At 71.0% G+C, this 22,516-nt stretch carries 19 protein-coding genes; 7 read left to right on the top strand and 12 right to left on the bottom strand.

Annotated elements, in window-relative coordinates:
* Nucleotides 1–70: 70 nt before the first annotated feature.
* A complete protein-coding gene (locus tag NI26_RS04195) occupies nucleotides 71–1,213 on the top strand; it encodes an AI-2E family transporter (protein WP_158407733.1) in 1,143 nt (380 codons plus the stop codon).
* Here NI26_RS04195 and NI26_RS04190 read toward each other — a convergent pair.
* Together NI26_RS04190 and dapE are read right to left on the bottom strand one after the other, a co-directional pair.
* Nucleotides 1,192–2,430 carry a hypothetical protein gene (locus tag NI26_RS04190; protein WP_235426504.1) on the bottom strand — a complete coding sequence of 413 codons (1,239 nt, stop codon included), beginning with the start codon at nucleotides 2,428–2,430 and terminating at the stop codon, nucleotides 1,192–1,194. The two genes, NI26_RS04195 and NI26_RS04190, sit on opposite strands and share 22 nt — an antisense overlap.
* Nucleotides 2,427–3,509 carry a succinyl-diaminopimelate desuccinylase gene (gene dapE / locus NI26_RS04185; RefSeq protein WP_066657851.1) on the bottom strand — a complete coding sequence of 361 codons (1,083 nt, stop codon included), beginning with the start codon at nucleotides 3,507–3,509 and terminating at the stop codon, nucleotides 2,427–2,429. Before dapE ends, NI26_RS04190 begins: the two co-directional genes overlap by 4 nt.
* 174 nt (nucleotides 3,510–3,683) lie before the next feature.
* On the opposite strand from dapE, the gene dapD reads away from it, so the two are divergent.
* Both dapD and NI26_RS04175 read left to right on the top strand, forming a co-directional pair.
* On the top strand, nucleotides 3,684–4,652 hold the full coding sequence (gene dapD / locus NI26_RS04180; RefSeq protein WP_066652842.1) for a 2,3,4,5-tetrahydropyridine-2,6-dicarboxylate N-succinyltransferase: 969 nt from the start codon (nucleotides 3,684–3,686) through the stop codon (nucleotides 4,650–4,652).
* Between the two features lie 25 nt (nucleotides 4,653–4,677).
* Nucleotides 4,678–5,493 (top strand): alpha/beta hydrolase, encoded by an 816-nt coding sequence (locus NI26_RS04175; protein WP_066652840.1) that lies wholly within the window; start codon nucleotides 4,678–4,680, stop codon nucleotides 5,491–5,493.
* A 557-nt stretch (nucleotides 5,494–6,050) separates the two neighbouring features.
* Here NI26_RS04175 and NI26_RS04170 read toward each other — a convergent pair.
* The 7 genes from NI26_RS04170 to typA all read right to left on the bottom strand — a co-directional run bounded on the left by NI26_RS04170 (nucleotide 6,051) and on the right by typA (nucleotide 14,151).
* Nucleotides 6,051–7,349: a citrate synthase gene (locus NI26_RS04170; RefSeq protein ID WP_081984701.1), complete on the bottom strand. Its 1,299-nt coding sequence runs from the start codon at nucleotides 7,347–7,349 to the stop codon at nucleotides 6,051–6,053.
* A 194-nt stretch (nucleotides 7,350–7,543) separates the two neighbouring features.
* The gene (gene dapC, locus NI26_RS04165) at nucleotides 7,544–8,662 is read right to left on the bottom strand and encodes a succinyldiaminopimelate transaminase (RefSeq protein ID WP_066652838.1); all 1,119 of its coding nucleotides are present in this window, start codon (nucleotides 8,660–8,662) and stop codon (nucleotides 7,544–7,546) included.
* Between the two features lie 14 nt (nucleotides 8,663–8,676).
* Nucleotides 8,677–8,994, bottom strand: a complete 318-nt coding sequence (gene fdxA / locus NI26_RS04160; protein WP_066652836.1) for a ferredoxin — start codon at nucleotides 8,992–8,994, stop codon at nucleotides 8,677–8,679.
* Between the two features lie 37 nt (nucleotides 8,995–9,031).
* Nucleotides 9,032–10,291 (bottom strand): PIG-L family deacetylase, encoded by a 1,260-nt coding sequence (locus NI26_RS04155; RefSeq protein WP_066652834.1) that lies wholly within the window; start codon nucleotides 10,289–10,291, stop codon nucleotides 9,032–9,034.
* A gap of 19 nt (nucleotides 10,292–10,310) precedes the next feature.
* Nucleotides 10,311–10,850 carry a hypothetical protein gene (locus NI26_RS04150; RefSeq protein WP_066652830.1) on the bottom strand — a complete coding sequence of 180 codons (540 nt, stop codon included), beginning with the start codon at nucleotides 10,848–10,850 and terminating at the stop codon, nucleotides 10,311–10,313.
* A 75-nt stretch (nucleotides 10,851–10,925) separates the two neighbouring features.
* Nucleotides 10,926–12,119, bottom strand: coding sequence for an amidohydrolase (locus NI26_RS04145; protein ID WP_066652826.1), 1,194 nt, complete (start codon nucleotides 12,117–12,119; stop codon nucleotides 10,926–10,928).
* A 109-nt stretch (nucleotides 12,120–12,228) separates the two neighbouring features.
* Nucleotides 12,229–14,151, bottom strand: coding sequence for a translational GTPase TypA (typA, locus tag NI26_RS04140; RefSeq protein WP_066652823.1), 1,923 nt, complete (start codon nucleotides 14,149–14,151; stop codon nucleotides 12,229–12,231).
* A gap of 139 nt (nucleotides 14,152–14,290) precedes the next feature.
* On the opposite strand from typA, the gene NI26_RS04135 reads away from it, so the two are divergent.
* Entirely contained in the window at nucleotides 14,291–15,040 is a 750-nt protein-coding gene (locus NI26_RS04135) for a CPBP family intramembrane glutamic endopeptidase (protein ID WP_066652815.1), read from the top strand.
* Between the two features lie 187 nt (nucleotides 15,041–15,227).
* On the opposite strand, the gene NI26_RS04130 is transcribed toward NI26_RS04135, so the two are convergent.
* Genes NI26_RS04130 through NI26_RS04120 form a run of 3 tightly spaced genes read right to left on the bottom strand, consistent with a single transcriptional unit; the run spans nucleotide 15,228 to nucleotide 19,376 of the window.
* A complete protein-coding gene (locus tag NI26_RS04130) occupies nucleotides 15,228–17,366 on the bottom strand; it encodes a dipeptide ABC transporter ATP-binding protein (protein WP_066652812.1) in 2,139 nt (712 codons plus the stop codon).
* Nucleotides 17,363–18,391 carry an ABC transporter permease gene (locus NI26_RS04125; RefSeq protein ID WP_081984699.1) on the bottom strand — a complete coding sequence of 343 codons (1,029 nt, stop codon included), beginning with the start codon at nucleotides 18,389–18,391 and terminating at the stop codon, nucleotides 17,363–17,365. The genes NI26_RS04130 and NI26_RS04125 overlap by 4 nt, the downstream gene beginning before the upstream one ends.
* A gap of 1 nt (nucleotide 18,392) precedes the next feature.
* On the bottom strand, nucleotides 18,393–19,376 hold the full coding sequence (locus NI26_RS04120) for an ABC transporter permease (RefSeq protein ID WP_066657847.1): 984 nt from the start codon (nucleotides 19,374–19,376) through the stop codon (nucleotides 18,393–18,395).
* 144 nt (nucleotides 19,377–19,520) lie between these two features.
* On the opposite strand from NI26_RS04120, the gene NI26_RS04115 reads away from it, so the two are divergent.
* From NI26_RS04115 to NI26_RS04105, 3 genes are all read left to right on the top strand, one after another.
* Entirely contained in the window at nucleotides 19,521–21,203 is a 1,683-nt protein-coding gene (locus NI26_RS04115; RefSeq protein ID WP_066652802.1) for an ABC transporter family substrate-binding protein, read from the top strand.
* A gap of 69 nt (nucleotides 21,204–21,272) precedes the next feature.
* Nucleotides 21,273–21,749, top strand: coding sequence for a peroxiredoxin (locus NI26_RS04110; protein ID WP_066652799.1), 477 nt, complete (start codon nucleotides 21,273–21,275; stop codon nucleotides 21,747–21,749).
* A gap of 212 nt (nucleotides 21,750–21,961) precedes the next feature.
* A complete protein-coding gene (locus tag NI26_RS04105) occupies nucleotides 21,962–22,507 on the top strand; it encodes a PH domain-containing protein (RefSeq protein ID WP_158407732.1) in 546 nt (181 codons plus the stop codon).
* Nucleotides 22,508–22,516: the final 9 nt, after the last annotated feature.

Below are 22,516 nucleotides of genomic sequence, written 5' to 3'. Positions count from 1 at the left end.
TGGGGGTGTCGGAATGCGACGTTCTCGCGGCTTCGGGTGGTCACCTTGGCGTGTGCCGAACATCCGCTCCATGCTGCGTCCACAGGTCGATCCGGTCGTCGAGGCGGTGCCGAGGGGCATGCGCATCGCCGGAGCGTTCTCGTGGCGCTTCCTCGTGGTGGTGGCTGCCCTCGCCGTCGTCGTCGCCCTCGTGGTCCTGCTGCAGGACATCCTCGTGCCGTTCCTGGTCGGGCTGCTCGTCTGCGCACTGCTCGCCCCCTTCTCGGCGTTCCTGCAACGTCACCGGTGGCCGAAGTGGCTCGCCGTGCTCACGGCCTGCATCTCGGTCGTGGTCGTCCTCGGTGTCCTGGCGCTCGTCGTGACGGCGCAGATCCGCTACGACCTGCCGACGCTCGAGCGTCGACTGACGAGCAACGTGCAGACCTTCCAGACCCTGCTCGCGTCCGAGCCGTTCGGCATCACCTCGGCGCAGGTCACGAAGTACCTGGCGGAGGCGACGAAGTTCCTGCAGACCCACGTCGCGTCGATCCTGTCCGGGGCCGCCGAGGCGGGCAGCGGGCTGGTGCACGCGCTCGAGGGGCTGTTCATCGTGGTGTTCACGACGATCTTCGTGCTCATCGACGGCCGCCGGATCTGGTCGTGGGTGGTGCGGATCTTCCCGCGACGCTCGCGCGGACGCATCGACGCCGCGGGTCAGGCGGGGTGGAAGACCCTCACCAGCTTCATCCGCGTGCAGCTCGTCGTCGCGGTGACGGACGCACTCGGCATCGTCATCGGCGCGCTCGCGCTCGGCCTCCCGCTCGCCGTCCCGATCGGCGTGATCGTGTTCTTCGGCGCGTTCGTCCCGGTGGTCGGGGCGATCGTCGCCGGCATCGTCGCCGTGCTCATCGCGCTGGTCTTCAACGGACTGGTGCCGGCGCTGGTCATGCTCGCCGTGGTGGTGGTGGTCCAGCAGCTCGAGAGCCACGTGCTGCACCCGTTCCTGACCGGCTCGGCCGTCCGGGTGCACCCGCTCGGCGTCGTGCTCGGTGTGACCGCGGGCACCACGATCGCCGGCGTCGTCGGAGCCTTCTTCGCCGTGCCGTTCATCGCGACGGTGAACGCGATGGTGCACGCCGCGGCCGACTGGCGCCCGGGCGAGGACCCCTCGGCGACACCCGCCGCCGAGGACTCAGACGACCGCGAGGTCGATCACGGCGGCGTCCAGTCGTAGCCGTCGACCCACCAGCAGGTGTACAGCCAGACGAACTGCAGACCGAGACAGACCGCGACCACCAGCACCCGGTAGCCCGACGACCGCGGGAGGGCCACGATGCCGAGGAGCGGCGCGATCGGCAGCAGGATGCGCCAGGTGCTCGACTGCGGGAAGAACACGGCGAGCAGGTAGACGACGTAGGCCACGCCCCACAACCGCAGCTCGAGGCCGACGCGCCGCACAGCGGGGTGCGCGACGAACACCGCGAACCCGACGAGCGCCACGGCGAGCAGGATCGCCCCCGCCGGCTGCCCGAACCACCAGCCGGCGCCCTGGATCCACGGCGCGAACGGGACGAGTTCCCGCCACCCGATGTACGACGACCGCCAGGCGAGCTCGGTGTCGGTGTACGCCTTCGGGACCCCGGTCACCGCCCACGCGATCGCCGGCCATGCGAGTCCGACGAGCCCCGAGACCGCACCCACGACGAGTGGCGGCAGAGCGGTGCGCAGGGTCGGCCGCTCCACCTCGCGCACCCATGACGGCCGGATCGTCCAGGCGGCCAGGAACAGCACCACGAGGAACGCGAACGCGAGCCCGGTCGGTCGGGTCATCCCGAGCAGCAGCACGACCGGCACCATCGTCCACCAGCGGCGGTCCACCATCAGCAGCAGGGCGACCAGGAGCAGGAAGAGCCCCATCGCCTCGGCGTAGGCGACCTGGAACACGGCGGACACCGGCGCGACGCAGAACAGCACCGTGGCGAACGTCGCCCGGCCATCGTCGAGGAAGCGGCCCATCAGCCGTCGGAACACCAGCGCAGCGCCCCACCCGGCGACCAGCGACACCGTGACCGCGACGGCCTCGAACGACGCCCCGGTCAGCACCATCAGCCCTCGGACGAGGAACGGGTACGCGGGCATGAACGCCCACGCGTTCTCGGTGACGTGGCCCGCGGCGTCCACCGGCAGGGTCGACGGGTACCCGTTCGACGCGATCACCCGGTACCAGGCGCCGTCCCAGATCGATGCGAAGGACAGGTACGACGGACGCGCACCGGTGAACGAGTTGGCGGTCTGCACACCGGCGAAGGCCAGGAGCATCGCCCCCGTCACGAGCCGCGCGACCACGTAGACGACGGTGACCCGGACCCACCAGGGCACGAGCCGGTAGCGCGCGCGCCAGCGGCCGGCGCCGTGGAGCCCCGCGACGGTGCGCGCGGGGCCGGTGGTCACGCCGTCAGCCACCGACGCAGGCCGTCCTCGACCGCGGTGATCTGGTCGACGGGGACCTGCTCGTCGTCGTGGTGGGCGAAGACCGGCTCGCCGGGACCGTAGTTGACCGCCGGGACCCCGAGCGCCGAGAAGCGGGCGACGTCGGTCCACCCGTACTTCGGACGCGGGGCCGGGCCGCCGACCGCTGCGACGAACTGCTGCGCGAGCGGCGCGTCGAGCCCGGGGCGGGCGCCGGCGGCGAGGTCGACGATCTGCACGTCGTACCCGGCGAAGAGCTCTCGGATGTGCGCGACCGCCTCGTCCGCGCTGCGCGACGGCGCGAAGCGGTAGTTCACGTGCACCATGGCCTCGTCCGGGATGACGTTGCCGGCGATGCCGCCGGTGATGCCCACGGCGTTGAGCCCCTCGCGGTACTCGAGCCCGTCGACCGTCACGGTGCGCGGTTCGTACGCCGCGAGCGTCGCCAGGATCGGTGCGGTCTTGTGGATCGCGTTGTCGCCGATCCAGCTGCGTGCGCTGTGGGAGCGCTTGCCGGAGGTCCGGACCTCGGCGCGGAGGTTGCCGTTGCACCCACCCTCGATCTGGGCCCCCGACGGCTCACCGAGGATCGCGAAGTCGCCCGCGAGCAGCTCGGGACGGGTCCGTGCGAGCCGACCGAGGCCGTTGAGGGAGTCGCTGACCTCCTCGTGGTCGTAGAACACCCACGTGACGTCGACGTTCGGCTCGGTCAGGTCGTGCGCGAGCTTGAGCTGCACGGCGCACCCGGCCTTCATGTCGACCGTGCCGCGACCCCAGAGGATCTCGGTGCCGTCGTCCGCGGTCCGGAACTCGGTCGGCAGGTTGCCGTTGAGCGGCACCGTGTCGATGTGCCCGGCGATCACGACACGGCGCTCGCGACCGAGCTGCGTGCGTGCCACGATCGCATCGCCGTCGCGCACGACGTCGAGGTGGGGCAGCGACGACAGCGCCGCCTCGATCGCGTCGGCGAGGGGTCCTTCGTTCCCCGACACCGACTCGATGTCGCAGACGGCGCGCGTGATGTCGATGGACGAGGCGGTGAGGTCGAGCTGCTCCGGCATGCGGTCAGCGTACCGGCCGTGTCCCTCAGCGGACGGTGAGGCGACCACCGGTGGACGGTGCCGATCCGTCCACAGCACCCGCGCCTCCAGGCCGGCCTGGTCGCGTCACCGACGTTCTCCACAGACCGTCTCCCCGGACGGGTCGCCGACCGGCCCGCTCGCTACCCTGGTGGCGTGACCGACGCGACCGCTGCCACCGACCGACCCACGCACGCCTGGGGCCACGGCCTCGCGACGATCGCCGCCGACGGCACCGTCCTCGACACCTGGTACCCCGAGACGCACCTCGGTGCGCGTCCGGCCGACGCGGTGTTCCCGCCCGAGCTCGAGGCACACGTCGGCGACGACCCCCGGCGCGAGGTCCGGATCGAGGCGGTGACGACCGAGATCGCCATCGACGACGCACCGACCAGCACGCCCGATGCGTACCTGCGGCTGCACCTGCTCAGCCACCTGCACGTCCGGCCGAACACCGTCTCGCTCGACGGCGTCTTCGGTCACCTGCCGATCGTCGCCTGGACCAACGCCGGCCCGGTGCACCCGGACGCCCTCGTCCGCCTGCGTCCGGTCCTGCAGCGCGCGGGCATCGCGGTGCACGCGGTCGACAAGTTCCCCCGCCTGCTCGACTACGTCGTGCCGGACCGGGTGCGCATCGGCGACGCCAACCGGGTGCGGCTGGGCGCACACCTGGCTCCCGGCACGACCGTCATGCACGAGGGCTTCGTGAACTTCAACGCCGGCACGCTCGGTGACGCCATGATCGAGGGTCGGGTGTCGCAGGGGGTCGTCGTCGGAGACGGCACCGACATCGGTGGGGGTGCGTCGATCATGGGGACCCTGTCCGGCGGCGGGACGCACCGGGTGTCGCTGGGCGAGCGGGCGCTCCTCGGGGCGAACGCCGGCCTCGGCATCTCGCTCGGCGACGACTCCGTGATCGAGGCCGGACTCTACGTGACGGCCGGCACCAAGGTCGTCCTGGTGGGGGTCGCACCGAACCCGGACGGCACGCCGCGCACCGTGAAGGCCGCAGAGCTGTCGGGCGTGCCGAACGTGCTGTTCCGGCGCAACTCGCTCTCCGGTGCGGTCGAGGCCCTGCAGCGCCAGGGCCAGGGCATCCAGCTCAACACGGCGCTGCACGCGTAGCGCCGCTCCCGACGAGACCGACGGCATGGGGGCGACGATCGCGGGGCCGCACGGACCGGTGCCCGTCCGGCAGTACGGACGCCCGGGCCGACCCACCTTGGTGTGGTTGCACGGGGGCGGGTTCTTCCGCGGCGGCCTCGACCAACCGGAGTCGCACGCCGTCGCCACCGCGCTGGCCGCCCACGGGCTCGCCGTCGTGACCGTCGACTACCGCCTCGCTCCGCTGCCCGGGCTGCCCTGGGTCGGACGCCGTGGAGCTCGGCCCCGGGCGCGGTGGCCCCACGCGCGCGACGACGTGCTCGCGGTGGTCCGACACACGAGGGCGCACACCGACGGGCCGCTGCTGCTCGGTGGGGCGAGCGCGGGGGCGTGCCTCGCGTCCGCCGCGACGCTCGGCCTGCTCGATGCCGGCGACCCGCCGGAGGGCGTCGTCCTCGCGTACGGCTTCCACCACGCCCGACTCCCCCGCGACCGCGCCGTGCAGCGCACCGTTCGCGGACACCGCCGTGTGACGCACGCCCCGTGGGCCCTCGACGTCGCGAACCGGAACGCGGTGCCCCGGACGGCACTCGGGCAGCGGACCGCGTTCGCCGGCGGACAGGACCTGACCGGCTTCCCGCCCGCCTTCGTCGTCGACGCCGCGTCCGACGCGATGCGGGCGTCGGGCGAGCGGTTCGCTGCCGAACTCGTCTCGGCGGGCACGTCGGTGGAGCGACACGTCCTGCCCGATCGGCACGCCTTCCTGAACCGACCGGGCACGCCCGCGTTCCGTGCGGCCGTCGACCTGCTCGGGACCTGGGCGACGGGCCGGTTCCCGGCGGCGGCGCACCGCGCCTGCTGAACGCCGCTCCTGAGCGCGGCGCCTGACCGCCGCTCCCGAGCGCCGCCTGACCGCCGCGAGGAGTTCGCCGCGAGCCGGGTGACGCCGCCGGGGACCGACGGACCCCGGGCGCACTCACGGAACCGGGCGCACCCAGCAGAACCGGGCGCACCCAGCAGAACCGGGCGCACCCAGCAGAACCGGGCGCACCCAGCAGAACCGGGCGCACCCAGCAGAACCGGGCGTACCCAGCAGAACCGGGCGTACCTGATCCGCAGGATCGACCAGGTACGCCCGATTCCGCTTGCCATGGCACGCGTGTCGGGAAGGAACGGGCTGCGCGCCGGACAGGAGGCGCGGTGCCAGCCCGCACCGCGCCTCCCGTCCGGCGCGCGCAGTTGCGCTCAGGTCACCGAGCGGGCAGGACACGCCGCGCGTCTCCTGCCGAGCGGGCAGGAACCGTCGCCGGACGACGCCGAGCGTGACAGAGATGGCCCGCTCGCGGCTCGCGACCGTCGAGCGTGACGGAGAAGGCCCGCTCGCGGGGCGCGAGCGGGCCTTCGGACCGGGGCCGGACGTCAGCGAGCGGGCAGGTCCCGCTCCGGGTGCCCCACGTAGAGCTGCTGCGGGCGGCCGATCTTGTTGAGCGGGTCGTTGTTGAGCTCACGCCACTGGGCGATCCACCCCGGCAGACGCCCGATGGCGAACAACACCGTGAACATGCGCGGCGGGAAGCCCATCGCCCGGTAGATGATGCCCGTGTAGAAGTCGACGTTCGGGTAGAGCTTGCGGCTGACGAAGTACTCGTCCTCGAGCGCGATCTGCTCGAGCTCCATCGCGATGTCGAGCAGGTCGTCCTGCACCCCGAGCGACTGCAGCACCTCGTGCGCGGACTCCTTCACGAGCTTCGCGCGCGGGTCGTAGTTCTTGTAGACGCGGTGCCCGAAGCCCATGAGCTTCACCCCGCGCTCCTTGTTCTTCACCCGCTCGACGAAGCGCGACACCGGCTCGCCGGAGTCCTTGATCTGCTGCAGCATCTCGAGCACGGCCTCGTTCGCGCCACCGTGCAGCGGCCCGTACAGCGCGTTGATGCCGGCGGAGATCGACGCGAACATGTTCGCCTTCGTCGAGCCGACCAGGCGCACGGTCGAGGTGGAGGCGTTCTGCTCGTGGTCCTCGTGCAGGATGAGGAGGCGCTCGAGCGCCTTCGACAGCACCGGGTTCGGCTCGTACGGCTCGGCCATCGTGCCGAAGTTCAGCCGGAGGAAGTTGTCGACGAACGACAGCTTGTTGTCCGGGTAGAGGAACGCCTGCCCGATCGCCTTCTTGTGCGCGTAGGCGGCGATGACCGGCAGCTTCGCGAGGAGCCGGACGGTCTGCAGCTCGACCTTCTCAGGGTCGTCGACGTCCATGTCGTCCTCGTAGTACGTGGACAGTGCGCTCACGGCGCTCGACAGCACCGACATCGGGTGCGCCGAGTGCGGCAGTGCGTCGAAGAGCCGGCGGAGGTCCTCGTGCAGCAGCGTGTGCCGACGGATGCGGGCGTCGAAGTCGTCGAGCTCGTCCTTCGTGGGGAGCTCGCCGTAGATGAGGAGCCACGCGACCTCGAGGTAGGTGCACCCCGATGCGACCTGGTCGATCGGGTACCCGCGGTAGCGCAGGATCCCCTGGTCGCCGTCGATGTACGTGATGGCGCTCTTGGTCGCGCCGGTGTTGACGAAGCCGTAGTCGAGCGTGTTCAGCCCGGTCTGCTTCTTCAGCGAGGAGATGTCGATGGCGGACGCGCCGTCGACGCTCGGCAGGATCGGGAACTCCGCCGTGCCACCCGGGAACGTCAGTGTCGCCGTCTCCGTCGACTCCGCGGCGGCGGGGCTCACGGGGACGGGCGTGGTGGGCGGTGTGGCCGTCTTCTGAGCGTCGTTGGCAGTGTCAGTCACGACGACAGCCTAACTGCGCCGACTGTCGGTCGTGCACCACCGGAAGGCGGAGATCTGGTGGATTCCACGGATTGTGCGGGGAGCGCACAGCGGTCCCACCCCTCGTCACGACCGGGAGGCGCGGCCCACCTCGATCAGGACGCGGCCAGTCTCCGGGTGCTCGCCAGCCGCTGCGCCGCGGCCGCGATCCGGTCGTCGGTCGCGGTGAGCGCCACCCGGACGTGCTCCGCCCCGGCGGGCCCGTAGAAGGTGCCCGGTGCGACGAGGATGCCCCGTTCCGCCAGCCAGCCGACCGTGTCGAGCGCGGGCTCGCCGCGGGTCGCCCAGAGGTAGAGCCCGGCCTCGCTGTGGTCGATCCGGAAGCCCGCCCCTTCGAGTGCCCGTCGGAGCATGTTCCGACGGGCCCGGTAGCGGGCCTTCTGCTGCTGCACGTGCGTGTCGTCGGCGAGGGCCACGATCATCGCGTCCTGGACCGGCAGCGGCGGCATCATGCCGGTGTGCTTCCGGACCGCCAGCACGTCGGCCAGGATCGCGGCGTCCCCCGCGACGAAGGCAGCACGGTACCCGGCGAGGTTCGACTGCTTCGACAGCGAGTACACGCTGAGCACGCCGTCCACCCGATCGCCCACGACCTGCGGGTCGAGGATCGAGGGTGTCGGCGACGCGTCGTACGGCGGCTCCCACCCGAGCTCGGCGTAGCACTCGTCGCCGACGATCACGGCGCCGAGCTCCCGCGCCCGTGCGACCGCGGCGCGCAGCTGTTCGACGGACAGCACGCGACCGTCCGGGTTGCCGGGCGAGTTCAGCCACACGAGCTTCGTGCTCTCCGGCCATGCGGCGGGGTCGTCCGATGCCAGCGCGTCGGCCCGGACGAGCGCGGCTCCGAGCTCGTAGGTCGGGTACGCGGCCTCCGGGAACACGACTGTGTCCCCCGGGCCGATCCCGAGCCAGAGCGCGAGCCCGGCGATGAACTCCTTCGAGCCGATGGTCGGGAGCACCTGCTCGGGCGTCAGCGTGATGCCCTGCCGACGGCCGTACCAGTCGGCGATCGCCTCGCGCAGCGCGGGCGTGCCGGCGACCTGCGGGTAGGCGTGCGCGTCGGTGGCACCCGCCAGGGCCCGTCGGACGACCTCAGGGGTCGGGTCGACGGGCGAACCGACGCTGAGGTCGACGATGCCGCCCTCGTACGCCGCTGCGCGCTGCTTGAACGGGACGAGCTGGTCCCAGGGGAAGTCGGGGAGGTCGAGCGCCACGGAGCGGTCCGGGGTCAGCCGCGCGGGGGCTGGGCCGTGATGACGGGGTGGTCCTTGTGGATCACACCGACCTTGGCAGCACCGCCGGGCGAACCGACCTCGTCGAAGAACTCGACGTTGGCCTTGTAGTAGTCGGCCCACTCGTCCGGCAGGTCGTCCTCGTAGTAGATCGCCTCGACCGGGCAGACCGGCTCGCACGCACCACAGTCGACGCACTCGTCGGGGTGGATGTACAGCGACCGGTCACCCTCGTAGATGCAGTCGACCGGGCATTCGTCGATGCAGGCGCGGTCCTTGACGTCGACACAGGGCTGGGCGATCACGTAGGTCACGGTGCGGGTGCTCCCTTCGGACTGAGCGTGGTCGAGTCTACTCGCGGCGCCCGGGAGCCCCGGACCGCGCGGTGTCCGTGGACGATGCGGCAGCCGTCCCGGCCCCGGCTCCAGACGCCGACGCCGCCGCGGCGCGGGCGCGCAGCCCCGACAGGTCGGGCCAGGCGAGGGCGAACGCCGCGATCGCCGCCGGCGCGAAGGTCCAGACGTAGCCGGCGAGGTTCGCGAGCACCAGCGGGGACGACTGCCCGCCGACGCTCACGAGCACCTGCGTCGCGACGATGATCCCGATGCCGGCCGCTGCGACCATCGCCCGCGAGCGGTACAGGAGGCGCAGTCCCACCACGAGTCCGAGCACGATGAGCGTCGTCAGGACCATGCCGACCGGGAAGACCGCGAGCCGCTGCTGGTGCGTGACGGTCCCGAGTGCTCCGACGACGAGCCCGGCGACCGCCGCGACGACGACCGCCGTCACCTTCCCCTGACGGGTGAGCTCGGCGAAGGTCTCGGGAGCGTGGGGCACCGGGTCGGCGTCGTGCCGGAACGCCTCGACCGCGGGGGCCTCCTGCCGGACGCCGTGGGGCATCACCCAGGTCAGGCGCTGCGGGTCCGTCGGGTCCACGGGGTCGATGGCGACCTGCGACCGGTACTGCTCGACGGCGGCGCGGACCTTCGCCCGGACGGGGACGACGTCGACGGTCAGGTCGACCTCGTCCGACGTCGGGTCGACGATCATCGAGAAGGGGACCTCCTCTGCCCGGGCCGCGTACCGGGCAGCGTGGTGCACCCGCACGTGGTCCGGGTGGCCGTACCCGCCGTCGTCGGCGTAGCTGACCACCGCGTCGGCGCCGGTGGAGCGGATCGCCGCGCGCACGTCGTCGACGACCTCGCCCAGGTCCGCCGCGGTGAGCGAGTCGGCCGGGGCGTCGTCGGCGGCCGTCGCGCGTCCGTCCGGTCCCCACTGCATGCCGGAGTCGCTGTACCGCCGCTCGGGCAGGTCGGTGGGACGTGCTCCCCGACCGCCGAGCCACAGGTGTGCCGGACCGCCGAGCGCGGCCAGCGCGGCGGCGATCTCGGTCTCGCGGTGTGCCGCGACACGGGGGCCGTCACCGAAGAGCGGCGCCAGGGCCTCGGTGAGCATCTCGCCGCGCTCGCCCCGCGTGGCGGTGAGCACCGTCACCTCGGCGCCGAGCTCGAGCAGGGTGGCGATGGTGCCGCCGGACGACAGGGTCTCGTCGTCGGGATGGGCGTGCACGAACAGGACGCGCTCGGGACGCGGTGCGGGAGCCTTGGACATCGCGTCCCAGGGTACTTCGCTAGCGGGGCGTGACGATGTACGTCGCGGTCACGCCGTCCGACGACTCGGACACCGTCAGCACCACGCGGTACGCATCGCTGCGGAACATCCCGAACGCGCTCGACGTGTCCGCACGCTTCGCGGACTCGGTGTACCCGGCGGCAGCGAGCTGCTCGGCGGCCGCCGCGAAGTCGTCGACCGAGGCCACGCGGACCTGGACCACCCAGCCGGAACCGTTCGGCCCGGCCCCACCGCCGAGCACGGTGCCGTCGACGAGCGGGACGTCGGGGGTCGGGAAGCCGTCCGGCACCCTGCCGTCGCTCGTCACGCCCGTGCCCGACAGTGCCGCGTCGAGGGCGCCGTCGATGCCGCCCGCGACCGAGGCCATGCCGTCCTGGACCGCCTTGCCGTCGATGCCCTGCACGGTCTCGCTGACGTTCGAGGCGACCGACGAGCCGAGGTCGGTCGCCTGGCGCACCGCGTCGGCGGAGCAGCCGGTCAGGCCCGCGAGGGCGATCCCCGCGGTCACGGCGGCGATGAGGGTCCGGGTCGTGCGCATGCGGACACCCTAGGTGGACTGCCGGGAGGCGCGGCGTGCGTTCCCTGGGAAGTCTCCCGTCCGCCGCGCCGCCGGTCAGGACAGGTAGGTGCGGGCGGCTGCCGTCAGGGCGTCGACGCCGACCGGGATCGCCGTCTCGGCCTGCGGCGCGTAGAACGGCGAGTGGTTGCTCGGGATCTCCTCGCCGCGGCGGAACAGCTCCGGATCGGTGATGCCGGTGAACCAGTACACGAGCGGCACCCCCGCCGCGGTGGCGAGCTGGCCGACGTCCTCCGACGCCATCGCCAGCCCGATCTCCAGGTCGCGCGCACCGGGCACGACGGGACGGATCGCCTCGAGCACGCGCTTCGCCGCCTCGGGGTCGTTCACGGTCACCTCGGCACCCGGGGCACGCTCGATGGTCGGCGCGGCGAGGCCGCCCGCCTCGCTCTCGGCCCGCACGATGCGCTCGATCGAGGCGATGATCCGCTCGCGGGTCTCCTCGTTCCGGGCGCGCGTCGAGATCTCGATGACGGCCTGGTCCGGGATGATGTTCGGCCGGGTCCCGGCGTGGAAGGCGCCGACGGTGACGACGCCGGCGTCGGACGGCGAGACCTCGCGGGAGACGACCGTCTGCAGCCGCACGACGGCGCTCGCGGCGGTGACGATCGGGTCGAGCGAGGCCTGCGGCGCCGAACCGTGCGCGCCGCGGCCGTTGAACGTGACCGTCAGCCGGTCGCTCGACGCCATGACCGGTCCGCTGCCGACCGCGACGATCCCGACCGGCGCGGGGGCGGAGTGCTGCCCCAGCACGACCTCCGGCTGCGGGAAGCGCTCGACCAGGCCGTCCTCGATCATCGCGCGGGCACCGGAGATGACCTCTTCCGCGGGCTGGAAGACGGCGACCACCGTGCCGTGCCACGCGTCGCGGGTGTCGACGAGGCGCTCGAGGGTCCCGAGCAGCCACGTGACGTGGATGTCGTGTCCGCAGGCGTGCATCGTCGGGACCTCGACGCCCTCGTCGTCGCGGCCGGTGTGCGTGCTCGCGTAGGACAGCCCCGTGCGCTCCTGCACGGGCAGGCCGTCGATGTCGGCGCGGAGCCACACGACCGGCCCGTCGCCGTTCGCCAGGACGCCCACGACGCCCGTGCCGCCGACGCCTGTGGTGACCTCGATCCCACCGATCTCGGCCAGTCGGTCGGCGATCACACCGGCGGTGCGGTGCTCCTGGAAGCCGAGCTCCGGGTGGGCGTGCAGGTCCTGGTACAGGGAGAGGAGATCGAGGGTCACCCGTCCACCGTAACCCCGGAGCCGGAGGGCGCGGACGCCGACGGCCCGGCCACCTCGACGAGGTGACCGGGCCGTCGGACGGAGGCGGTGCCTCCAGGCTGTCGCGGGGTTACGCGTCCTGGCGCTTCAGGCGGGCGTACGCGCGCTGACGGGCCTGCGCGTCGAGCTCGACCTTGCGGATGCGCACGTTGTCGGGGGTGACCTCGACGCACTCGTCCTCGCGCGCGAACTCCAGGCACTCCTCGAGGGAGAGCTGGCGCGACGGCGTCATCGACTCGAAGGAGTCGGCGTTCGCCGAACGCATGTTCGTGAGCTTCTTCTCCTTCGTGATGTTCACGTCCATGTCGTCGGCGCGCGAGTTCTCGCCGATGACCATGCCCTCGTAGACCTCCTCCGTCGGGTTGACGAAGAACGTCATGCGCTCCTGCAGGTTCGTGATGGCGAACGGCGTCACGACACCGGCGCGGTCGGAGACGATCGAGCCGTTGATGCGGGTCTGGATCGGGCCCGCCCAGTCGTCGTAGCCGTGCGAGATCGCGTTCGCGATGCCCGTGCCACGGGTCTCGGTGAGGAACGACGTGCGGAAGCCGATGAGGCCACGCGACGGCACGATGAACTCCATGCGGATCCAGCCGGTGCCGTGGTTCGTCATGTTCTCCATGCGACCCTTGCGCGCGGCCATGAGCTGCGTGATCGCGCCGAGGTGCTCCTCCGGCGTGTCGATCGTCATGTGCTCGTAGGGCTCCTGGAGCTTGCCGTTCTCGTCACGCTTCGTGACGACCTGCGGCTTGCCCACGGTGAGCTCGAAGCCCTCGCGGCGCATCTGCTCGACCAGGATGGCGAGCGCCAGCTCACCACGGCCCTGGACCTCCCAGGTGTCCGGACGGCCGATGTCCTGCACCTTGAGCGACACGTTGCCGATGAGCTCGCGGTCGAGGCGGTCCTTGACCATGCGCGCGGTCAGCTTGTGGCCCTTGACCTTGCCGACGAGCGGGCTCGTGTTGGTCCCGATGGTCATCGAGATGGCGGGGTCGTCGACCGTGATCGTCGGCAGCGGGCGGACGTCCTCGGGGTCGGACAGCGTCTCACCGATGGTGATGGTGTCGAAGCCGGCGACGGCGACGATGTCACCGGGGCCCGCGGACTCGGCCGGGAAACGGTCGAGTGCCTTCGTGATGAGCAGCTCGGTGATGCGGGCGTTCGCGACGGTGCCGTCGTGCTTGACCCACGCGACCGTCTGCCCCTTCTTCATCGTGCCGTGGAAGATGCGGAGCAGCGCGAGGCGGCCGAGGAACGGCGAGGCGTCGAGGTTGGTGACGTGCGCCTGCAGCGGGTGCTCGTCGTCGTACGTCGGCGCCGGCACGTGCTGCAGGATCGCCTCGAACAGCGGCTCGAGGTCGTCGTTGTCGGGCAGCTCGCCGTCGTTCGGCTTGTTGCGGCTCGCGGCACCGGCACGACCGGACGCGTAGACGACCGGGACGTCGAGGATCGCGTCGAGGTCGAGGTCGTCGACCTCGTCCGACAGGTCCGAGGCCAGGCCGAGGAGCAGGTCCTGCGACTCGGAGACGACCTCGTCGATGCGGGAGTCCGGGCGGTCCGTCTTGTTGACGAGCAGGATCACCGGGAGCTTCGCGGCGAGCGCCTTGCGCAGCACGAAGCGGGTCTGGGGCAGCGGGCCCTCGGACGCGTCGACGAGCAGCACGACACCGTCGACCATGGAGAGGCCGCGCTCGACCTCACCACCGAAGTCGGCGTGGCCGGGGGTGTCGATCACGTTGATCGTGATGCGGCCACCCGGGTTGAACTGCTCGGCGTGCTCCCCGTTGTAGAGCACCGAGGTGTTCTTCGCGAGGATGGTGATGCCCTTCTCGCGCTCGAGGTCGTTCGAGTCCATCATCCGGTCTTCGCCCTCGAAGTGGGCGTCGAACGAGTTGGTCTGCGTGAGCATCGCGTCGACGAGGGTGGTCTTGCCGTGGTCGACGTGTGCCACGATGGCGACGTTGCGCAGGTCGGACCGGGTGGCGAGCGCCATACAGGACATCCTTCAAGTGTTCGGAGAAGATCGGGCGGCCGACGGCGGCTCTCGCGCCGTGGTGGCACTGCCCGTGGGTGGGCTGGAACGCCCGACACGCCAGTCTACCGGTAGTTCGCAACCCTGAGGAGTACAGCGCATGACCCGACGGCGGACGTGGACCGAGATCACGATCGTCCTCATGCTCTCACTGGGCGGCAGCGCCCTGTACTCGGTGCTCCAGATCATCGACGACCTGTCGCAGACGACGCCCCTCGGCGAGCAGTCGACGGCACTCAACACGTCCACCACGACCGTGCAGTACGTCGACCTCGCGCGGCAGCTCGTCGGCATCGCGGTCGACCTGGCCCCGGTCGCGCTGGTCTGCTACCTCCTCTGGAGCGCGAGGCGCCCGCACCTCCACCGGCTCGGCATCGACCGCTTCCGGGCGCGGCCGGACCTCGGCGGTGCAGCCCTCATCGCGCTCGGCATCGGCGTCCCCGGACTCGCGCTCTACTTCACCGGTCGCGCACTCGGCTTCACGGTGGACGTCGACCCGGCGGCGCTGAACACCTACTGGTGGACGATCCCCGTCCTGCTGCTCTCGGCCGTCCGGTCCGGGCTGCAGGAGGAGGTCATCGTGATCGGGTACCTGTACGAGCGACTCGGCGGGCTCGGGTGGGGGCGGTGGCAGGTCATCCTGTCGACCGCGGTCCTGCGCGGGAGCTACCACCTGTACCAGGGGTTCGGGGCGTTCGTGGGGAACGCGGTGATGGGCGTCGTGTTCGGGTGGATCTACACGAGGTGGGGGCGGCTGCTCCCGCTCGTCATCACGCACTGCCTGCTCGACGCCGTCGTCTTCGTGGGCTACCCCTTCGTCGCCCAGGCGTTCCCGGGACTGTTCCGGTGAGCGCGTGCGTCGCCGAAGCGAGACGCCGGCGTGCCCGTCAGACGGAGGCATCGACGCGAGACGCCGCAGGATCCTGCGGCGTCTCGACGTGACGAGACCGTCTCACGGCAGGACGGGCCCGACGTGGGCCGGTGACGGACGGGAGGCGCGGTACCGACCGGCACCGCGCCTTCCGTCCGTCGGCTGGTCACGCGACCAGCTGCGGCACCTGCTCCGGGTAGTGGCACGCCGCACGGTGGTCGCGCTCCGCGCCGGCGCGCGGCGCCTTCTCGGGCACCTCGTCGCGGCACCGCGCCTGCTGCGCCTCGGGCAGCATCGCGTAGAGCGGGCAGCGCGAGCGGAACCGGCAGCCGGTCGGGCGCTCGGTCGGGCTGGGCGGGTCCCCCGGCAGCAGGATCGTCCGCCGTGCGCGCTCCACGACGGGATCCGGCACCGGGACCGCCGACATGAGCGCAGCCGTGTACGGGTGCATCGGGCGCTCGAAGACCTCGTCGACCGCGCCCTCCTCGACGGTGCGGCCCAGGTACATCACGCTCACCCGGTCCGCGACGTGCCGGATCACCGACAGGTCGTGCGACACGAACAGGTACGACAACCCGAGTCGTGCCTTGAGGTCGGCGAGCAGGTTGAGCACCCCGGCCTGGATCGACACGTCGAGCGCGGAGACCGGCTCGTCGAGCACGATGAGCTCCGGCTCGGTCGCGAGCGCCCGAGCGATCGAGATGCGCTGCCGCTGCCCGCCGGAGAACTCGTGCGGGTAGCGGTCGGCCTCGGCGGCACGGAGCCCCACGAGCCCGAGGAGCTCCGGCACCCGCTCGGCGATGCGGTCCGACGAGGCGCCGATGGCCCGGAGCGGTTCGGCGACGACGTCGTACACGGACATGCGCGGGTCGAGGCTCGCTGCGGGGTCCTGGAACACCATCGAGATGCGCTGCCGCAGCTGCTTCGACGCCGTGACCGGCTGTCCGAAGAGCTCGACCGTGCCGTGCTCGGGCCGCTCGAGGTCCATCAGCTGGTGCAGGGTCGTCGACTTGCCGGACCCCGACTCCCCGACCAGGCCGAGCGTCTCGCCCGTGCGGATGTCGAGGTCGACGCCGTCCACCGCGTAGACCTCGCCGACCTTGCGCTTGAACACCGATCCCTTGACGAGCGGGAACGTCTTCGTCAGCCCCTCGACCTGGACGACGGCGGGGCGCTGCTCGCGGGCGGCGGGTGTGGTGACCGCGACGCCGGTGTCCGGGATCTCGGGCAGCCGGAAGATCGCGCCGGCGTCGGCGTGGGCCTCGGCGACCTCCTCGTACCGGTGGCAGGCGACCGCGTGCGGCACCGAGGTGTCGACCGGCCCTTCTCCGGGGACACCGGCCGCCACGTCGACCGCGGCGAGCGGCGGTTCCGACCCACGGCAGACGGCGGCGGCGAGCGGGCACCGGTCGGCGAACGGGCAGGCGTCGGGCAGCCCGATGAGCGACGGCGGCGACCCGGGGATCGGGACCAGCGGCTCGCCGCTCGACTCGTCGAGCCGGGGCAGCGCGCCGATGAGGCCGATCGTGTAGGGCATGCGTGGTCGGGCGAACAGCTCGTCCGCACTCGCGGTCTCGACGATCCGCCCGGCGTACATCACGGCGATGCGGTCGGCGATGCCGGCGATCACCCCGAGGTCGTGGCTGACGAACACCAGGGCGGCACCGGTCTCGCGCTGCGCGGTGCGGAGCACGTCGATGATCTGGGCCTGGATCGTCACGTCCAGTGCCGTGGTCGGTTCGTCGGCCAGGATCACGTCCGGGTCGTTCGCCATGGCCATCGCGATCATCGCGCGCTGCCGCATGCCACCGGAGAACTCGTGCGGGAAGGCGTCCACGCGCTGCGCGGCCTGCGGGATGCCGACGAGCTCGAGCAGCTCGATCGCCCGGGCGCGTGCGTCCTGCTTCGAGGCACCCCGGTGCACGCGGACGGTCTCGGCGATCTGCTCACCGATCGTGTACACGGGCGTGAAGGCGGACAGCGGGTCCTGGAAGACCATGGCGACCTTGGCTCCGCGCAGCTTGCTCAGCTGCTTGTCGCTGCGGCCGAGGAGCTCCTGCCCCTCGAGCGCGATCGACCCCGTGACCTTCGTGGTCTCCGGCAGCAGTCCGAGGATCGCCATGCTCGTGACGGACTTGCCCGAACCGGACTCGCCGACGATGCCGAGGACCTCGCCCCGCCGGAGCTCGAGGTCGACCCCCCGAACGGCGTGCACGACGCCGCGCGGGGTCGGGAACCGGACGTCGAGATCGCGGACGCGGAGCAGCGGTTCGGTCGTGGTGGTCGTCGTGGTGGTGGTGCTCATGCGCCGGCCCCTGCCTGCGTGGTGATGGTCGCGGCGTCGACCGCGGCCTGGTTCTGGTCGCGCTTCCGACCGGTCCGCTTCTGCTTCTTGCCCGTCGCCGACGTCGGGTCGAGCGCGTCGCGCAGCCCGTCGCCGAGCAGGTTCGCCGCGATCGCGAAGACCACGAGCGCACCGGCCGCGAAGAAGAACAGCCACGGGCTGGTGAGCGCGGCGTCCTGGTTCTGCGCGATGAGCGTGCCGAGCGAGACGTCCGGTGGCTGGACGCCGAAGCCGAAGTAGCTCAGGCTCGTCTCCGCGAGCACCGCGGCCCCGACCTGGATGGTGCCGTCGATGATGAGGAACGAGGCCACGTTCGGCAGGATGTGCCGGAGGATGATCCGGAACGGGCCGATGCCCATGTACCGGGCGGCGCGCACGAACTCGCGCTCCTTCACCGAGAGCGTCATCGAGCGGACGACCCGGGCGGTGACCATCCAGCCGAAGGCCGCGATGAGGACCACGAGCACGATCCAGCCGGAGTCCTGGATGCGCGGGCTGATGATCGCGATGATGAGGAACGACGGCAGCACGAGCAGCATGTCGACGAAGAACATCACGATCCGGTCGACCCAGCCGCCGAAGTAGCCGGCAGCGGCACCCGTCAGCGCTGCGAGTGCGGTCGAGAACAGCGCGACCAGCAGACCGATGAGCAGGCTCTTCTGCATGGCGCGAGCGGTCTGCGCGAAGACGTCCTGCCCGATGCCGTTCGTGCCGAACCAGTGCGCGCCGCCCGGGGGCTGCGAGAACGCGGTGTAGTCGATCTGGGAGTAGCCGTAGGGGCTCACGAACGGCCCGATGAACGCGAAGGCGAAGAGCAGCACGATCACCACGAGGCCGATCCCGGCCCCACGGTTCATGAACACGCGGACTGCGGTCTGCACGAAGCGGTTGCGCTGCTTCCCGCCCGGCTTCGGGCTGCCGGGCAGCGGCGTGTCGGACCGGCCGACGGTCGTGCCGTCGACGGGTTCGATGCGGGTGTCGGTCATCTCAGCTCCTCCGCACACGCGGATCGAGGGCGGCGGTGAGGACGTCGGCGAGGAAGCCCGCGATGAGGACCACGACCGAGGCGAACAGCGTGTACGCGGTCACCGCGTTCACGTCGTTGTTCTGCACCGAGTCGATGAACCACGCGCCGAGACCGTTCCAGCCGAAGATCTTCTCGGTGAAGGTCGCACCGGTGAGGATGCCGAGGAACCCGTAGGCGAAGAGCGTCGTCATCGGGATCAGCGCGGTCCGGAGCCCGTGCTTGAAGGTCGCCTGGCGCTTGGTCAGCCCCTTCGCCCGCGCGGTCCGCAGGAAGTCCGAGCCGAGCACGTCGAGCATCGTCGCCCGCTGGTACCGGCTGTAGATCGCGATGAGGCCGAGCGCGATGGAGATCGTCGGCAGGAGCAGGTGCACGCCCCGGTCGAGGAACAGGTCCCACGCGCTGCCGCTCAGCCCCGGGGTGGCCTCGCCGGTGAAGTTGATGAGCTGGGTCCCGGTGTCCTGGTTGAGCTTCGTCGCTCCGATCTTCAGGAACACGGCCGTCAGGAACACCGGTGTCGAGATGAGCACGATCGAGACGATCGCACTCACCCGGTCCGAGATCCGGTACTGCCGGATGGCGTTCCAGACACCGAGCAGCACCCCGAGGAGGATGCCGAGCAGGGACCCGACCACCAGCAGCCGCAGGCTCACCCCCAGGCGCGGCCAGAAGGCGTCGTTGACGCTGCGGTCCTGGATCGTCCGGCCGAGATCGCCCTGGACGGCGTCGCCGAGCCAGTGCCCGTAGCGCACGACGATCGGCGTCTTGTCGTTGACGCCGATGTCGTCGAGCTTCTTGTCGATGGTGGCCGCAGGTGGTGCCGGGTTGCGTTCTGCGTAGACGGATCGGGGGCTGAACGTCGCCGAGGCCAGGAAGTACGTCAGCGAGGTGGCGAGGAACACGAGCACGACGTAGTACACGAGTCGACGCGCCAGGAAGCGGGTCATGCGGAACACCATACGACCCGATTTGTTTCCGGGAGATCACATCCCGACACATCCCGCGTAACGGATTGGTGTTTGCAACAGAACGGGTCGACTGCCCCCGCGCGGGGGCCGTATGGTGATCCACAACTTCACGAGGGGAACACCATGAAGCACAGGAAAGTCCTGGCGTTGACGGCGGCACTCGCCGGCTTCGCTCTCGTCGCGACCGGCTGCTCGAGCGGATCCAACGGAGGATCCGGCGGCGGCTCGGACGACTCGGGCAAGAAGACCCTGCCCACCTCGGCCCAGATCAACGAGCAGCCGGTCTCGGACCTGCAGGACGGCGGCACGCTCCGTCTGCCGATCTCGCAGTGGATCACGCAGTGGAACTACAACCAGGTCGACGGCGCCCTGGTCGACGCCTCCACGATCGAACAGGCGACGATGCCGTTCATCTACGTGATCGACGGCAAGGGCGCACCGCAGCTCGACACTGACTACGTGTCGAAGGCCGAGGCGACGAGCGACGACCCGCTCACGATCGAGTACGAGATCAACCCGAAGGCGAAGTGGAACGACGGGTCCCCCATCACGTGGAAGGACTTCGAGAACGAGTGGAAGGCCCTGAACGGGTCGAACCCGGACTACCTGGTCGGGTCGACCACCGGGTACGAGGACATCGCGTCGGTGTCGAAGGGCGCGTCCGACCAGGACGTCAAGGTCGTCTTCGACAAGCCGTTCTCCGACTGGAAGTCGCTCTTCAGCCCGCTCTACCCGGCGAGCCAGACCGGCACCCCGGAGCAGTTCAACGAGGCGTACAAGGGCAAGGTGCCGCTGTCGTCCGGACCGTACAAGGTGTCGAAGCTCGACGAGACCGCCGGCACCGTGACGATCGTCCCCGACGAGAACTGGTGGGGTGACAAGCCGAAGCTCGACCAGGTCATCTTCCGGTCGCTCGACGGCAACGCGGACGTCGACGCCTACCTCAACAAGGAGATCGACTCGGTCCTGACGACGACGTCCGAGCGGTTCGACCGCGTCAAGGACGCCAAGGACTCGAAGGTCTACGCCTCGACCTCGGCGCAGTACACGCACGTCGACTTCTCGTCCAAGGGCATCCTCAAGGACAAGCAGCTCCGACTCGCGATCCAGCACGCGGTGAACCGTGAGGCGCTGGCGCAGGTCATCGGCGGCACGCTGCCGTACAAGCTCGGCACGCTCGACAACCACATCTTCCTGTCGACCGACGACGGCTACGAGGCGAACACCGACCCGAACGGCACCTTCGACGTCGAGAAGGCGAAGAAGATCCTGGACGACGACGGCTGGAAGACCGACGGTCAGTACCGCAAGAAGGACGGCAAGACGCTCTCGCTGTCCATCACGATCCCGTCGGGTGCGACCGCATCGCAGAAGCTCTCCGAGGTCATGCAGCAGCAGCTCAAGGACGTCGGCATCGAGCTGAAGCTCAAGTCCGTCGCGGTGGACGACTTCTTCGAGCAGTACGTCACGCCGGGCAACTACGACATGACGATCTTCGTCTGGGGCGGCACCGGCTTCCACTCGGGCGGCGCCTCGATCTACACCACCGGCGACACCGGCCAGAACTACGGCCGCATCGGCGACGACAAGATCGACGAACTCGTCGCGAAGGCCATCGCCGAGCCGGACACCGACAAGGCGAACGAGATCTGGAACCAGGTCGACAAGCAGGTCTGGGCGATCGGCCACTCGATGCCGATCACCGCGAAGCCGGCCCTCGTCGCGCAGAACCCGAAGCTCGCCAACTACGGCGCGTTCGCGGGCGCGCAGAACATCGACTGGACCAAGGTCGGGTTCACGAAGTAGCAGCACGACACCAGGACGGGCCCGGTCGCAGAACGCGACCGGGCCCGTTCCCTGTCCTACTGTGAGGGCATGAGCATCCCCGAGCCGGGCGAGACCGCGCCCGACTTCTCCCTGCCCGGCCTGGTCATCCGGAACGGCGCACGGACGGACGACGAGTACGCCCTGTCGGCGGTCATCGGACGCCCCCTCGTCCTCGCCTTCTACCCCGGCGACGCCACGCCCGTGTGCACGGCCCAGCTCTGCAGCTACCAGGAGGAGCTCGACGGGTTCTCCGACCTCGGGGCCGTCGTCTGGGGTGTCAGCCCGCAGGCACTGGACTCGCACGAGGACTTCGCCCGCGGTGCGTCCCTCACCTTCCCGCTGCTGAGCGACACCGGCGGCGACGTCGCGCGGGCCTACGGCGTCCGTGCGCCGGGCATCGGCCTCCGCCGCTCGGTCTTCGTCATCGATGCCGACGGCATCGTCCGCTGGCGCCACGTCGGGCTCGTCGGCCTGCGCTTCCCGAAGGCCGACACCATCCGCGAGCAGGTCGAACGACTCGTCTGACCGCGCGGGACGGACCAGCGTTCCTGAAGATCGGGCACCGGGTGTTGACACCCGGGCGTGGCGGTGCCGACCATGGACGGACGAGGTCCGCAACGGACCCGCCTCTCCGGGGAACCGGGTCGTCCGGCGGTACGCGCAGGTGTGTCACACCCGCTCCCGGACGTCCCCGGGGAGGCGCTCTCGACCCCGCCCACTCCCCTACGATGGCCTGGATGAGCACCGTCGTCGCGCCCCGGATGCGCCTGTTCGCCGTCGTCCTGTGGGTCGTCGCGGTCGTGCTGGTGCCGCTCGCGCTCCTGACCGGCGGCAACCCGTTGCTCGTCCCCGTCCCGAGCATCTTCACCGCGTTCATCGCGTGGGCCGTGCTCTGGCGCCCGCGGTTCGAGCTCACGGAGGAGACGCTGACGATCGTCGACGTCCGCCGCACGAGCACCTACCCCTGGCGCCGCGTGCAGGAGGTCCGCACGAAGTACGGCATCGAGGTGGTCACGACCGAGGGCGTCCGCCGCACCTGGCTCGCGACGCGGCCGACCGCCGCGCTCGGGATCCGTCGGCCGGGCGACGGCGCGACGACGGCCGCCGACGTCCGGGAGGTCGCGGACGTCCTCCGCGCGCACGTGCCGGCGCCGGTCGTGCAGGACGGACCGCCGCCGGCGACCGTCGAGGCCGCGACCATCGTCCACCGCGTGCACGGGTGGACGGTCACGGCGATGATCGTGCTCGGTGTCGCCGCGTCGATGGCAGGCGCACAGCTCTAGACGAGCACG

The organism is Curtobacterium sp. MR_MD2014 (genome assembly GCF_000772085.1).
Classification (GTDB): Bacteria; Actinomycetota; Actinomycetes; order Actinomycetales; family Microbacteriaceae; genus Curtobacterium.
This window is presented reverse-complemented; position numbering and strand designations above follow the sequence as displayed.